Genomic DNA, 13,729 nt, shown 5'->3' on the forward strand with positions numbered 1-13,729 from the left:
GATGGCCGCCGAATCGAGCGCGCGCACCGCCGCGGCCCGCACAGCCCCACAGGTCACGCCCCTTCGCGTCTTCTCCCCGCTGTCCAGGTCCGCGTCGCGGGCGCCCGGCCCGGTGTTCACCACGGAGCTGTGCCGCGACGCGGACCGCTTCGCCGAACTCGCCTCCGACTGGCACGAGTTGTACCGCAGCTCGCGCACGGCCACCCCCTTCCAGAGCCACTCCTGGCTCCACTCGTGGTGGCTGTCGTACGGGAACCGGCGCGGGCTGCGGGTCGTGCTCGTACGCCGGGGCACGAAACTCGTCGCGGCCGCCCCGCTGATGCTCGTCCGCCGTCCCCTTCCCGTCCTCGTCCAACTCGGCGGTTCCATCTCCGACTTCTCCGACGTCCTGCTCCACGACGACTGCGCCGAGGCGGCGGCAGGGGCGCTGACGACATCGCTCAGGGAGCTGGCCCGCACGGCGGTGATCGATCTGCGCGAGGTACGGCCCGGGGCCGCGGCGGAACGAGTCTTCGCCTGCTGGACGGGCCCGCGCAGAAAGCTGGACGACTCCCTCTGCCTCGAACTGCCCGGCGTCCCCATGGACGAACTGCTCGGCAGACTCGCCTCCTCGCGCGCCCAGCGCTCCCGCGCCAAGCTGCGCAAGCTGGACGCGCTGGGCATCGAGGAGCGGGTGGTGCCGAAGGACGAGATCCCGGCGGCGGTCGGGCGGCTGCTGGAGCTGCACCGGCTCCAGTGGCAGGGCCGCGGGGTCACCCCGGAACATCTCAGCGCGCGCTTCGCGGACCATCTGACCCGGTCCGTACGGTCCATGACCGAGTACGGCGACGCGCGGCTGACCGAGTTCCGGCTCTCCGGCGCGGTGGTCGCCGCGGATCTCACCCTGATGTCCGGCCGGCTGGAGGGCGGCTATCTCTACGGGGCAGATCCGGTACTGCGCGCCAGGAAGGTGGATGTGGCCACGATGCTGCTGCGCAGCGGGGCGCAGCGGATCAGTGCCAGCGGCCGCGCCACGCTGAGCATGCTGCGCGGCAATGAGCCGTACAAGCACCACTGGCGTCCCGAGACCGTCCGCAACCAGCGGCTGCTGCTCGCCCGGCCGCATCTGGCGCCGTCCTTGCAGCTGCTGGTCGCGCGGGCGGCGGGCCGCGACCGGGCCGCCGCGCTCGTCAAACGGCTGCGGGGCGACGGCGCCGGGGGATGACCCTGGGCACCGCCGCCCCGTACCGGAGCGCGCTGGTCAGCCGCCCTCGCGCTGCTTCCAGTTGACGCGGATGCAGATCTTGCCGCCGAGCCACTTCTCCACCCAGGCGCCGAGGTCCAGCGGCGTACAGTTCCGCGGCGGCTGCGGCGGCTGCGGCGGCTGCGGCGGCTGCGGCGGAGTGGGCGGCGTGGGCATCGGGGGCATCGAGGGCTCCGGCTTGAACCCGTACAGCATGGACCGGTACATCAGCGACGACTTGGGATTCTGCCCGCACAGCCAGACGCCGTGCGGGCAGTAGTCGGTCACGGTGTTGTACACCGGCTTGTATGTGTCGATCCATTGGAGCATGCGGCGCATGTATTCCGGGTTGTCACCGTTGCGGAAGAGGCCCCACTCCGGATAGGAGATAACCTTTCCGTGTGCAGCGGCGAAATCGACATGATCCTGGAGCCCAAGAGGCTCATTCACCTGTTCATCGAATGTCCGGCCCGGGGGCTGGTCATAAGAATCCATGCCCATGATGTCGACGACATCGTCACCCGGGTAACACTCGGTCCAGGGAATGGCGTCCCGTCCGCGGTTCGGAGCGAAATCGAACCGGAACTTCTGTCCGGGCACTGCACGCATGGTGGTGACGATGCGATTCCAGTATTTCTTCCACGACTGTGGGTCGGGCCCGCAGCGATGGGTGTACGTTTCCCCGTTCATTTCCCAGCCGAGCACGATCACCGTGTCCGGAACACCCAGGCCGACGAGCCGTTCCGCGAGGGTCCTGAAGTGGCTGTCGTAATCGCCCTGCGCGGCCCGGCGCAGCTCATGACGGACGACTCCGTCCGGGACACGCTCCTCATTGCGTTCGAGCATGGGGACGTTGAGGACGAACAGCCGGTCGTCCTTCGCCTTACGCCATGCGGCCCAGTCCGCCAGGAACTCGGGCTTGCCCTCGATGTTGGACCACATGTCCCCGGGAAGATACGTGTGCCCCACCCGCAGCTCCCTGCCGCCCAGCCATCTCTGCATGGCCGCGATGCGCCGGACGCCTTTCGGACCGTAATCGAGATACGCGCCCACCGCGGGTGAGGGAGCCCGCGGCGGTTTCGGCTTCTCGCGCGGCGCCGATTCATCGGTCGCCGATTCGTCCGCCGCGTTTCCGTCTGCCGTCGTTCCGTCCACCGTCGCCGTTCCGTCGGCCGCGGCCGGCTCGTCCGCGTGACGTGTGACGGGCAGCGCCGCACCGGAAGTGAGGAGGCCGGCTGTGACCACCCCCAGGCAGGTGGTCGTCAGCCGTCGTCGTCGAAGGGGCATGTCCGCTCCTCGTGAGTGGGACCTCTTTCCGTGGCCGCGATCCGTGGTCACGTGATCATAAAAGTATTTCTAATAAGCCGATCGGGAACCCGGCCTGGCGTTCCAGTAGTCCGTTCGTGAATTTCATCCCCCGCATGGGTTACCGAAATGAAGGACATCACCGTGCCGAGCTTTGACACCCGAGTCCCCGCCGTACTCATGAGGCTCGACCGCAATCCGTTCCACCACGGCACCCTTGGCGCCGTCAGATCCCTTGGCCGCGCGGGGATCGAGGTGCACGCCGTCATCGAGGCCGCGCGCAGCCCCGTGGGGCGCTCCCGCTATCTGCGCCGGGCGCATCTACGGCCCGAGCTGCCCATGGATCTGACGGAGCCTTCGGATCTGGCGGACATTCAGCGGCTGCTGCTCGGGATCGCGGACCGGCTCGCGACCCCGCCCGTGCTCATCGCCATGGACGACCTGAGCGCGATCGCGGTCGGCCGGCTGCGGGAGCGGCTCGACGGCCGCTATCTGCTCCCTGAACAGCCGTCAGGACTGCCCGAACGCGTGGCCGACAAGGCGGAGCTGGTCGGTATCTGCGGCACGCTCGGCATCCCCCACCCGCGCACCGTCATCCCCTCGGGCGCCGAGGAGGCCGCGGCGGCCGCCTGGTCGCTCGGACTGCCCGTGGTGGCGAAGTGGAGCCGGCCGTGGCTCCTCCCGGAGGGGACCGGGCTGCGCTCCACCCTGGTCGTACGCTCCCCGCAGGAGGCCCGCGAGCTGTACGGGCGCAGCGCCGAGGCGGGCAGCCGGCTGCTGCTCCAGGAATTCCTGCCGCAGGGCCGGGACCTGGACTGGTTCTTCCACGGCTACAGCGGCGGTGGCGCCGAGTGTCTGATCGGGGCGGCCGGGCGGAAGGAGCGGTCCTGGCCGGTGGGGGCCGGACTGACCGCGGTGGGCCGGTGGCTGCCGAACCCGGCGGTCGAGCGGATGGCCCGTCAGATGGTCTCCGCGCTCGGCTACCGGGGGATCCTCGATCTCGACTTCCGGCTCGACACCGCCACCGGCGCCTACCATCTGCTCGACTTCAACCCCCGCCCCGGCGCGCAGTTCCGGCTCTTCACCGACCGGTCGGGCACCGATGTCGTACGGGCGCTGCATCTGGATCTCACCGGCCGGACCGTCCCCGCGCAGGAGGCGGCGCACGGCAGGACCTTCGTGGTGGAGAACTACGCCCTGCTGTCCTTCCTCGCGTCCCTGCGGTCGTCCCTCCTCGCGCTCTTCCGGTCCCGGGGAGTCCGCCGCGGCGGGAGCGGCGCGCGGCTGCCCCGGTCCACGGAGGCCGCGTGGTTCGCGCTGGACGATCCGCTGCCCGCGTACGCCATGGCCGTCGCGTGGGTGCTGCATGTCGTACGGCGCGGCTGGCGCAGGCTCGGACAGGCGCTCCCCGGACGGCGTACGGCCGGCTCCGAGCGGCCCCGTACATCCCCCGTACGGCAGCGCGGGCGCGGCAGGAACCGCGCGAATCCGCGCCCCCCGGTCTCGCAGGCGCCCTGATGAACCGTCCGTCAACCACCCCAAGCCCCCCGTCCGAACCTCCGACACAGAGAGCGGGACACACGATGTACGACCTGGTAGTTGTGGGCGCCGGCCCCTACGGACTCTCCATCGCCGCCCACGCGGCGGCGGCCGGCCTCGATCTGCGGGTGTTCGGCAGACCCATGGCCTCGTGGCGGGACAACATGCCGCCCGGCATGTTCCTGAAGTCCGAACCATGGGCATCGAATCTCTCCGACCCGAAGGGCGCGTTCAGCCTGGCCGCCTACGCCAGGACCCAGGGGGTGGAGGTACGGCACGCCTCCCCGCTGCCCGTCGGTTTCTTCGCCTCGTACGGCCTGTGGTTCGCGGAGCGCGCGGCCCCGCCGGTCGACGAACGTACGATCACCTCCGTACGGGCCTGCCCCGGCGGCTTCCGGCTCGACACCGACGACGGGACCACCGTCCTCGCCCGTACGGTGGCGCTCGCCGTCGGAGTGATGCCCTTCACCGACATCCCCGCCCCGCTGCGCGGACTCCCCTCCGACCAGGTCTCGCACAGCAGCCACCACGCCGATCTGGCACGCTTCGTGGGCCGGGACGTGACGGTCATCGGCGCCGGGCAGGCCGCCCTGGAGACCGCGGCGCTCCTCGCCGAACAGGGCACCGTCGTCAGGGTGGTGGCCCGGTCGGACCGACTGAACTGGAACACCCTGCCGCCGCCCCGGCAGCGCCCCGCCCTGGAGGCGGCCCGCGCACCGCACACCGGTCTGGGCTGCGGATGGAAGAACTACCTCTACGCGGAGACCCCGGGCATCTTCCGCAGACTGCCCGAGACGACCCGGGCCCGGGTCTTCACCTCGGCGCTCGGCCCGGCCGGCGCGTGGTGGCTGCGGGACCGCTTCGAGTCGGCGGTGGACGTCCGGCTGGGCGAGAGCGTGGCGGGCGCGGTCCGGGTCGACGGGCGCGTACGGCTGGAACTGGTCGCCACCACGGGCCGGGTCGGGACCGTGGACACGGACCATGTCATCGCCGCCACCGGATTCACCCCGGGGCTCGAACGGCTCGGCCTGGTCGACCGTGAGCTGCGGGCCGGGATGCGGACGGTGCGCCCGAGCAGCGCGCCCGAGGCGAGCGCGGTCTTCGAGTCCTCGTACCCGGGACTGTTCGTCGCCGGGCTGCTGAGCGCCCCGTCCTTCGGGCCCTCGATGCGGTTCGTGTACGGGGCGGCGTACACCGCGGAGCGGCTGGTGGCGGGGGTGCGGCGGCGGCTCGGAGCACGCGGCGGCTCGCTCGTCACGATCCGCCAGCGGCAGGCCTCGTCGGCGCCGGTGGGGGAGCCGAGACTGTCCTGACGGGGCGTCGTGCGGCGAGAAAAGTCGGCCGGGAGAATCCGTTGTGATTCTCCCGGCAGGGCGGATACGCCGTCAGACGCGCGAGGCGGCGGTGCTGCGGCGGTAGAGGATTCCGCCACCGAGCAGCAGACCGGCGCTCGCGGCGCCCATGGCGAGCATGTTCAGATCACTGCCGGTGGAGGCCAGCTGAGCGAACTCGTCGGGGGCCGCGGGTCTGGGCACCGAGGCGGGCAGGACCGCTTCGGACGAACCCCGGGGGGCCGGGGTCCGCGGATACGTGGCGGGGGAGGCCGGGTCCCCGGCGCGGTCGCCCGGCGGCATGGCGGCTTCCGGGGCCCCGGGGGCCTCGGGGGCCGCCGGAGATCCGGGGATGCCGGGGGTACCGGGGGTTCCGTGGTGCGCCTCCGGGGTGCCGTTCGCGCAGAAGTTGCCGAAGGCCGGGTTGAGGACGCCGATCAGATCCGCCGAGTTGCCGCAGACGTTCAGCGGGATGTCGGGGACGACCTCCAGGACGTTGCCCGTGAGCACGCCGGGCGAGCCGACGGCGGCGCCGGAGGCGTGCGTGGAGCCGGCGGCCTCGTGGTGGTACCCGCCCGGGAACGCGTGGCCGGGCGCGCCGTGGTGCGGCGCGTGGCCCTGGTGCGGGACCGCGGGCATGCCGTTGCCGTCAGCCTCGGGAGCGGGCCGTGTCGCGTGCGCCGGGGGAGCACCATGCGCGGGGGGAGTCGTGTGGGGCGCCTGGTCCGAGTGGGGCGCGGGAGCCGCGTGGGGAGCGGGAGCCTGATGCGACGCGTGCCTCGGCGCGCTCGACGTATTGGCGCAGGCATTGCCGAAAGCCGGGTTGAGTACCCCGACCGGATCCACCGTATTCCCGCAGACATTGACCGGGATCTCCAGAGGCACCTGAACGTTGTTCCCGGACAGCACGCCCGGTGAGCCGACGGCCGCCCCGTCGGCGTCCACGGCCTGGGCGTAACCGCCGCTCATGGAGAGGACGCTCGACGCCGCGGCGGCGGTGAGCAGTCCTTTACTGATGAGATCTCGCATCTGGTTCTCCTCCTGCCGGCCCGTTGCGGCCGGCAGTGGTCGTTGGTTGAAATCGGTGCCAACTGAGGCCGGTCCCGGGGCGCATGTCGCTCGCGCCCCGGGACCGGCGGAGAACACCCGGTGGGGTGCTCTTACAACGTCACTTGTTGATGCAGTGGTTGCCCGCGGTCGGGTTCAGCGCGGCGAGGAGGTTGACCGTGTTACCGCACACGTTGACCGGGATGTTCACGGGAACCTGAACGACATTGCCGGAGAGGACACCCGGGGAGTTGGCGGCTACGCCCTCCGCCTCGGCGTCGGCCATGGCCGGGGCAGCGGAACCCATGGCCAGGAGCAGGCCTGCGACCACCGTTGCGGCCTTCTTGCACTTCATCTTGAGCCCTTTCCGCAGCGGCGAATACGTTCGCACGGCTTTCGTGGAACGCGAGCACGGCTGTTCCGGCTCACACGTCCGCTGCTGGAGGTCCAACGATTACGCGGTGCCGAAGAAACTGTCCGAGAATACGGAAGTCATTTATTCACTCGTATGCCCTGGGAATGTTTTCTTTACCGCGTATCCCGGAATGCATCCGGGATTTGAGAGTATTACGCAGATCCGCCGCATCCTCAATTCGCCGCCGGAAGTGCCGTACGGGCCGGCCGGGGCTCCGTCGCCCCTGCCGGCCCGTACGTGGTGCGGGAGGCGCGGGATCAGTGGTTGCCCGTGCCGTTCCCGGACAGAACCGGGATGCCGTCGAGGATGTGCGACAGCGGCTCGTCGCCCTTCGCCTGGGTGGAGTTCTCCGCGCACTGCTGGTTCTGCGGGTTGGACAGGACGTTGACGTCCTGGACCGCGAGCGCCCCGAGGAGGCCGAAGAGCGGGCCGACGTTGGCCTTGACCGGCACTCCGAGGCACAGGTCGTTCAGCGAGCCCTGGATCAGGTCCGCCTGGGGGCTCATGTTGCCCTTGGTGGACTGGTTGCCGAAGGCTTCCTTGGCGCCGTTTCCGCTGAGGGAGGTGGTGCCCTCGTCATTGCCGATGGCGAACGCCGGTGCTGCCGCGGCCGTGACACCGACCACCGAGACGGCGACGGCCGCGCCGACCATAAACTTCTTGATCACGATGTGTTCCTTTTCATCAAAGAATGCATGCGGAGCGACCTGCACAACCGGTCGCCAGCTGTTTGGTTCCGCTGCTTCACTCGATCGGCTTGCCGGTAATCGCGGCATTGTCCCGTGGATTTCCCGGGAATGGCGGCCCTGTTGATCCCCGGTAATACGCCGTTGGAGTGAACGGCCGGAACCAAACCCGGGGTCTGGAGTTGCACCAGTAGCCCCGGGGACTTAGGGGCTTCCTTCAGAAGGGGACTCATCGTGATCAAGAAGGTCATGGCCGGTCTGGCCGTCACCACCTCCGTGGTCGGCGTTTCCGCCGCCGCCGCGCCCACCGCGCTCGCCGTCGGCAACGACGGTGGCACCACGTCCGCCAGCGGGAACTTCGCCACGCAGGCCTACGGCAACATGGCGACCCACGGCAACATGAGCCCGCAGATCGCCCTCATCCAGGGCTCGCTGAACAAGCCCTGTATCGCACTTCCGGCCAAGGCGAACGCCGGTGCCCTGCTGGGCTTCGTGCCGATCGCCGTCCAGGACATCAACGTCCTGTCCTCGCCGCAGAACCAGCAGTGTGTCGAGAACTCGACGCAGGCGAAGGGCGACGAGGCGCTGTCGCACATCCTGGACAACATCCCGATCCTGTCCGGGAACGGCACCGGCAACCGCTGAGAAATCGGCTGGGCCGACAGGCCGGCCGCCGCTGAATTCCGCGGTGCGCCGGCCTTTTTCTCTGCTATCGAATTACGCCGTTCGAGGGAACCGCCGAAACTAATCCATCCGTGAGCGAGTTGAGCATGTCGGACTCCACCGGCGGAGTCCGACTTTCCGGAAAGGTATTTAAATGAAGAAGCTGTGGGCAACCGCCGCCGTAGCGGCGTCGATCGTCGGAGCCACGGCCGCCGCCGTGTCGCCGGCGCTTGCCATCGGTGACGACTCGGGCACCACGTCGCTCAGCGGCAACGGTGCGAAGCAGGCCTTCGGCAACCAGTCCACCAAGGGCGACATGAGCCCGCAGCTGGGTCTGGTCCAGGGCTCGCTGAACAAGCCCTGTGTCGGTCTGCCGCTCAAGGCGAACGTCGGCTCCCTCATCGGCGCCATTCCGATCGCGGTCCAGGACATCAACGTGCTGTCCTCGCCGCAGAACCAGCAGTGTGTCGAGAACTCGACGCAGGCGAAGGGCGACGAGGCGCTGTCGCACATCCTGGACGACATCCCGGTCCTGTCCGGGAACGGTGTCGGCAACCGCTGACCCCACTCGGAGGCCCGGCCCGGCGCACTGCGCGGGGCCGGGCCTCCGGCATGTCCGGGCTCAGTGCGCGACGGGTACGGAAGAAATTCGCGGAACGGTGTCAACCGGATCTCCGCCCCCATGCGTATACCCCTTGAGATCTGACCACGTCCTGGGAGCCGCATGACCGTCGAGGAGTTTGAGGAGTTCTACGCTCACTCCGTTCAGCAGCTGGTGGGACAGGTGTACCTGATGACCGGAGACCTTCACGAGGCTCAGGACGTGGTGCAGGAAGCCTTTGTACGCGCCTGGGGCCGCCGGGCGAAGCTGGACAGGGACGCGGGACCCGAGGCGTGGATCCGTACCGTCGCGTTCCGGCTGGCGGTCAGCCGGTGGCGCAGGCGGGGCCGGGCCCTGGAGGCCTGGCGGCGGTACAGCGGAAGCCAACCGCGCACCCTGGCCGCTCCCGAGCCCGGCACGGTCGCCCTCGTCTCCGCACTTCAGCGGCTGCCGGAGCGGCAGCGTCTGGCGGCGGTCCTGTACTACGTCTGCGACCTGACGGTGGAGCAGGTGGCCGCCGAGGCCGGGATCTCGACCGGAACCGTCAAGACTCATCTGTCCCGGGCCAGGGCCGCGCTCGCGGCCGGGCTCGACGACTCACCCCCCTCCGACACCTCCAAGGAGGAGAACGGTGCCTGAGTTCCATCGAAGTGGCGGAGAGGATCCCCTGTCCGCCGCGCTCAAGCACGCCGCGGACCGGGGCGGTCGGCAGGTGCTGCCGCTGCCCGTCGAGGAGATCGAAGCGCGCGGGACGCGGCGGCGGCGTACGACGCTGGCCCTCACCGCCGCGTGCGCGGTGTGTGTGCTGAGCGGAGCGAGCGCGGTCGCCGCGCTGAACCTCACCTCCGAGCAGCCGCCCGCCCGTCCCGTCCCCTCGATCAGCCCGTCGCAGTCCGCGTCGCCGTCCAGTCCGCTGTCCACTCGCAGCCAGTTCGCCTCGCCGTCCCTTCCGACCGCGTCCGCCGAGACGTCCAACGGCTCACCGGGCGGCGGGGTGCCGTCCGGCAGCCCCTCGCGCTCGCCCGCGCCTCCGGGCCCGGGGCCGGGCTCGGGGTCCGGGTCGGCGTCGCCCAGCATCACGCCGTCGCTCACGGTGCCGCCTCCCGGAGCGAGTACCTCCAGGCCGTCGGCCGAATAGGTCCTGTCCGGTATCACCGGCGCGTCCCCACAGAGAGACCTCACACCCATGCACGGAGTCAGCCTCGCCCTGTCCGAAACCGGCACGCCGAGCCAGCCGTCCGCCCCTTCCGGGCCCTCTTCCCCGCCCCCGTCCGCGCCGCTTCCCGAACCGGCCGCGGGTCCGGCGCGGTCCGTCCGGGTCCGTGATCCGTACATCGTGGCCGTGGTCCTGTTCTGCGCGTACGCCGCGATGTCCATATGCAGATACCGGCAACTGCGCACGATGTCCTGGGACCTGGGGATCTTCGAGCAGGTGATACGCGCGTACGCGCAGCTGCGGGCCCCGGTTGCCGACCTCAAGGGGCCGGGCGTGAACATACTCGGCGATCACTTCAGCCCCGTCACCGTGCTGCTGGCCCCCGCGTACCGGCTCTTCCCGACGCCCGTCACGCTGCTGGTCGCCCAGGCCGTGCTGTTCGCGCTCTCCGCCGTCCCCGTCACCCGCGTCGCGTCGCGGCTGCTGGGCCGGTGGCCCGGGGTGGCGATCGGGGTGGGGTACGGCCTGTCGTGGGGCGTGCAGCGCGCGGTCGAGTTCGACTTCCACGAGATCGCTTTCGCGGTCCCGCTGATCGCCTTCTCGCTGGAAGCGCTGCTGACGGGCCGCTGGCGGGCCGCGCTGTGCTGGGCGCTGCCGCTGGTGCTGGTGAAGGAGGACCTGGGGCTGACCGCCGCCGCGATCGCGCTGGTCGTGGCGGCGCGGGCGCGGCGTACGGCGCCCCGTATGGTGCCGGACGCGCTGGCGGTGGCGGCGCTGGCGGTGGTCGCCGCGGTTCTCACGTTCGCGTTCGTCATACCGGCCTTCAACTCGGCCGAGACGTACGACTACTGGGTCAAGGTCGAGGGCGGGGGCGGTCCCCTCGACGGCTTCGACACCAAGTTCCGTACCCTCCTCTGGCTCCTGCTGCCGACCACCGGGCTCCTCGCGCTGCGCTCCCCGCTGATACTGATCGCCCTGCCCACGCTCGGCTGGCGCTTTCTGTCGTCGGACGACCACTACTGGGGCACCGACTGGCACTACAGCGCCGTACTGATGCCCATCGTGATGCTCGCGCTGGTCGACGCGGCCGAGCGGGCCCGCCGCGCCGCTCGCCCCTGGCTGCGTTCGTACGCGCGCCAGCTGCCGGCGGCGGTCGCGGGCGCGGCGCTCGCGCTGACGACATCGCTGCCGCTGTCGGCCCTGGCCGAACCTGACACGTACCGTGTCCGGCCCGAGGTGAGGGCGGTGGAGAGGCTGCTGGACCGGATCCCCGACGATGCGACGGTCGAGGCCAACGTGGGGCCGATCAGCCGGCTCACCTCGCGCTGCCGGGTCTTCTGGGTGGGCAGTACGCGGGGCATCACCCCGGAGTACATCGCGCTCGACAACGGGAGCGGGTGGGTCGGTGATCCGGTGGCGTACGCGAAGCGGCTGCACCCACGGGCCACTTATACGGTCGCGGGGGAGGCGGGCGGTTATCTGGTGCTGGAACGGGTGACGGAACGGGCGACCGGCGCGGAGTAGCCGGGCTCGCTCATGCGTTCAACTCCCCTTTGTTCCATATGGGTTGTCACTGAGATTTCCCCATGCGGAGTAGTGAGTAAAGGTCACTTCGGGTGTAGAAACGAGGAATTGCACACGAAGAGGCGAGGACTCGCACCTATGGCTAGGGATTCACTCTCGATCGAAGAGATCGACAAGCCGGCGACATCGGGCGGGGGCCAGGATTATGTGCGATGGGATCCGGATTGGGTGCCGCCGGATTTTCCCGAGCCCACGCGCGAGTTGGTGGAGCGTGTCGCCGTCGGACTGCGGGGGCTGGCGGAATGACCGTACGCGGAGTCGAGGGCGCCGATCTGGTGCCGGGGTCCGGGCTCAGGTGGCCCAAGTGCGAGTGCGGGCAATCGATTTGCCCCGACGGCAAGGGACCGGGCGTGGCGCGCGGCGGCGCCGTTTCCGGGGCGCTCTCCGCGCGCGTGGCGGAGCGGAACAAATGGAGCGCTCGCGGCGCGGTGTGAGCGATGTGAACGCGCGGGGAATTCCATGGGCTGGGATTACGGCGCGTTACGGGGGGCGTCGGAATAGCGGCGACCGGGCCCGAGGGCGGTTGAGCGGGGCGGGTAGTGTGTCGGAATGCTCACTGTGACCTCCGTGAATGTGAATGGACTGCGCGCCGCCGCGAAGAAGGGCTTCGTGGAGTGGCTGGCCGGCACCTCCGCCGAGGTGATCTGCCTCCAGGAGGTACGCGCCGAGCCCCAGCAGCTCCCCGAGGAGGTCCGCTCCCCGGAGGGCTGGCACGCCCTGCACGCGCCCGCGGCCGCGAAGGGGCGCGCGGGCGTCTCGCTCTACTCGCGGCGGGAGCCGGAGGGCACGCGGATCGGCTTCGGCAGCGCGGAGTTCGACGGGAGCGGGCGGTACGCGGAGATCGATCTGCCCGGGGTCACGGTCGCCAGCCTCTATCTGCCCTCGGGCGAGGTGGGCACGGAGCGGCAGGACGAGAAGATCCGGTTCATGGACGAGTTCCTCCCGTACCTGGAGCAGCTGAAGAAGCGCGCGGCGGCGGACGGGCGCGAGGTGCTGGTGTGCGGCGACTGGAACATCGCCCACCAGGAGGCCGACCTCAAGAACTGGCGCGCCAACCGCAAGTCCTCCGGTTTCCTCCCCGAGGAGCGTGCCTGGCTGACCCGCGTCTTCGAGGAGACGGGCGCGGACTACGCCGATGTCGTCCGCGCCCAGCACCCGGACCGCGAGGGCCCGTACTCGTGGTGGTCCTACCGGGGCCGCGCCTTCGACAACGACACGGGCTGGCGCATCGACTACCACGTGGCGACGCGGGGCCTGGCCGCGCGTGCGGTCAAGGCGTACGTCGAGAAGGCCGCGACCCACGCGGAACGCTGGAGCGACCACGCGCCGGTGACGGTCACCTACGATCTCGGGTGACGCCCTCCGGGGCGAAGGGCACGGCGACCGGGCCTCAACCCGCGGTTGATTCAGGGAGGTTGGGGGGCGTGGGGGGTTCCGGGGGTGTGCGGAGGTGGCGGTCCAGGGCCAGGGAGAATTCCGCATCCACCACGCTCTTCGCCAGCGGGCGCAGTTTCTCCGTGTCCGGGGTGGCGGTGTGGGTCCGCAGGGCCGTGGCGAAGAGTTCGGCCAGGGCGTCCGCGTGGGCGCGGACGCGGCGGGCGGCTTCGAGGACCGCTGCCAGCGGGACGCCTTCGCGGACCAGGGCCGCCGAAACCTCCAGCAGGCGGCGGCTGATGTGGACTATGTCGTCGCCGTCCGTGGCCAGATAGCCGAGGTCGAGGGCGGCCCGGAGGTTGTCCGGGGTGACCTCGTCCTCGAAGTAGTCGGCGAGTTCCTCGGGGGAGAGCCGGACCGGGGTCTCCTCGGTGGGTTCGCCGAGGCCGAGCACCTCGCCCACGTCCCGGCCGCTCTCGAAAGCCGTGGCGAGGTCGGCGATGCCGGTCAGGGTGTGGCCACGCTCCAGCAGGCCCGCGATCGTACGGAGCCGGGCCAGGTGACGGTCGTCGTACCAGGCGATCCGGCCCTCCCGGCGCGGCGGCCGGATCAGGCCGCGCTCGCGGTAGAAGCGCACGGTACGGACGGTGATGCCCGCCTCGCGGGCCAGCTCCGCCATGCGGTACTCGCGGGGTTCGCGGCCTTCTGACATGCCCGCCAGCTTATGGCGTACTCGCGGTAACCTGCCGCCCCCAACCCCTACCCATCAGTACGGCACTGCTCTACGCTCCAGACCATGCCAGTGA

The 13,729-nt window shown here is 70.4% G+C and carries 14 protein-coding genes; 9 read left to right on the forward strand and 5 right to left on the reverse strand.

Annotated features, from left to right (window positions below; translation table 11 throughout):
- Window position 1: 1 nt before the first annotated feature.
- Window positions 2–1,204, forward strand: coding sequence for a GNAT family N-acetyltransferase (locus ACFRKB_RS27795; RefSeq protein ID WP_383109235.1), 1,203 nt, complete (start codon window positions 2–4; stop codon window positions 1,202–1,204).
- Between the two features lie 36 nt (window positions 1,205–1,240).
- Here ACFRKB_RS27795 and ACFRKB_RS27800 read toward each other — a convergent pair whose 3' ends face one another.
- Window positions 1,241–2,509, reverse strand: coding sequence for a glycoside hydrolase family 26 protein (locus ACFRKB_RS27800; RefSeq protein ID WP_383109236.1), 1,269 nt, complete (start codon window positions 2,507–2,509; stop codon window positions 1,241–1,243).
- Between the two features lie 162 nt (window positions 2,510–2,671).
- On the opposite strand from ACFRKB_RS27800, the gene ACFRKB_RS27805 reads away from it, so the two are divergent.
- Window positions 2,672–4,045, forward strand: coding sequence for a carboxylate--amine ligase (locus ACFRKB_RS27805; protein WP_383109237.1), 1,374 nt, complete (start codon window positions 2,672–2,674; stop codon window positions 4,043–4,045).
- A 65-nt stretch (window positions 4,046–4,110) separates the two neighbouring features.
- Window positions 4,111–5,379: an FAD-dependent oxidoreductase gene (locus tag ACFRKB_RS27810; RefSeq protein WP_383109239.1), complete on the forward strand. Its 1,269-nt coding sequence runs from the start codon at window positions 4,111–4,113 to the stop codon at window positions 5,377–5,379.
- A 72-nt stretch (window positions 5,380–5,451) separates the two neighbouring features.
- On the opposite strand, the gene ACFRKB_RS27815 is transcribed toward ACFRKB_RS27810, so the two are convergent.
- The 3 genes from ACFRKB_RS27815 to ACFRKB_RS27825 form a co-directional block, all read right to left on the reverse strand.
- Complete coding sequence (locus ACFRKB_RS27815) at window positions 5,452–6,426, reverse strand: chaplin (RefSeq protein ID WP_383109240.1); 975 nt, start codon at window positions 6,424–6,426, stop codon at window positions 5,452–5,454.
- A 139-nt stretch (window positions 6,427–6,565) separates the two neighbouring features.
- Window positions 6,566–6,799 (reverse strand): chaplin, encoded by a 234-nt coding sequence (locus ACFRKB_RS27820; RefSeq protein ID WP_383109241.1) that lies wholly within the window; start codon window positions 6,797–6,799, stop codon window positions 6,566–6,568.
- Window positions 6,800–7,116: 317 nt separating this feature from the next.
- The gene (locus tag ACFRKB_RS27825; protein ID WP_383109301.1) at window positions 7,117–7,524 is read right to left on the reverse strand and encodes a rodlin; all 408 of its coding nucleotides are present in this window, start codon (window positions 7,522–7,524) and stop codon (window positions 7,117–7,119) included.
- A 255-nt stretch (window positions 7,525–7,779) separates the two neighbouring features.
- Between ACFRKB_RS27825 and ACFRKB_RS27830 the strand changes: the two genes are divergently transcribed.
- The 6 genes from ACFRKB_RS27830 to ACFRKB_RS27855 all read left to right on the forward strand — a co-directional run bounded on the left by ACFRKB_RS27830 (window position 7,780) and on the right by ACFRKB_RS27855 (window position 12,905).
- Window positions 7,780–8,190, forward strand: coding sequence for a rodlin (locus tag ACFRKB_RS27830; protein ID WP_383109242.1), 411 nt, complete (start codon window positions 7,780–7,782; stop codon window positions 8,188–8,190).
- Window positions 8,191–8,362: 172 nt separating this feature from the next.
- Window positions 8,363–8,770 carry a rodlin gene (locus tag ACFRKB_RS27835; RefSeq protein WP_383109244.1) on the forward strand — a complete coding sequence of 136 codons (408 nt, stop codon included), beginning with the start codon at window positions 8,363–8,365 and terminating at the stop codon, window positions 8,768–8,770.
- A gap of 162 nt (window positions 8,771–8,932) precedes the next feature.
- The gene (locus tag ACFRKB_RS27840; protein ID WP_383109245.1) at window positions 8,933–9,448 is read left to right on the forward strand and encodes a SigE family RNA polymerase sigma factor; all 516 of its coding nucleotides are present in this window, start codon (window positions 8,933–8,935) and stop codon (window positions 9,446–9,448) included.
- Window positions 9,441–9,947 carry a hypothetical protein gene (locus ACFRKB_RS27845; RefSeq protein ID WP_383109246.1) on the forward strand — a complete coding sequence of 169 codons (507 nt, stop codon included), beginning with the start codon at window positions 9,441–9,443 and terminating at the stop codon, window positions 9,945–9,947. Before ACFRKB_RS27840 ends, ACFRKB_RS27845 begins: the two co-directional genes overlap by 8 nt.
- 48 nt (window positions 9,948–9,995) lie before the next feature.
- Window positions 9,996–11,489, forward strand: coding sequence for a DUF2079 domain-containing protein (locus ACFRKB_RS27850; RefSeq protein ID WP_383109247.1), 1,494 nt, complete (start codon window positions 9,996–9,998; stop codon window positions 11,487–11,489).
- Window positions 11,490–12,098: 609 nt separating this feature from the next.
- A complete protein-coding gene (locus tag ACFRKB_RS27855) occupies window positions 12,099–12,905 on the forward strand; it encodes an exodeoxyribonuclease III (protein WP_383109248.1) in 807 nt (268 codons plus the stop codon).
- Window positions 12,906–12,939: 34 nt separating this feature from the next.
- Here the strand turns inward: ACFRKB_RS27855 and ACFRKB_RS27860 are convergent, their stop codons facing one another.
- Complete coding sequence (locus ACFRKB_RS27860; protein ID WP_383109249.1) at window positions 12,940–13,635, reverse strand: MerR family transcriptional regulator; 696 nt, start codon at window positions 13,633–13,635, stop codon at window positions 12,940–12,942.
- Window positions 13,636–13,729: the final 94 nt, after the last annotated feature.

Origin of the sequence: Streptomyces scopuliridis (assembly GCF_042790125.1) — a bacterium.
Taxonomy (GTDB): Bacteria; Actinomycetota; Actinomycetes; order Streptomycetales; family Streptomycetaceae; genus Streptomyces; species Streptomyces scopuliridis_A.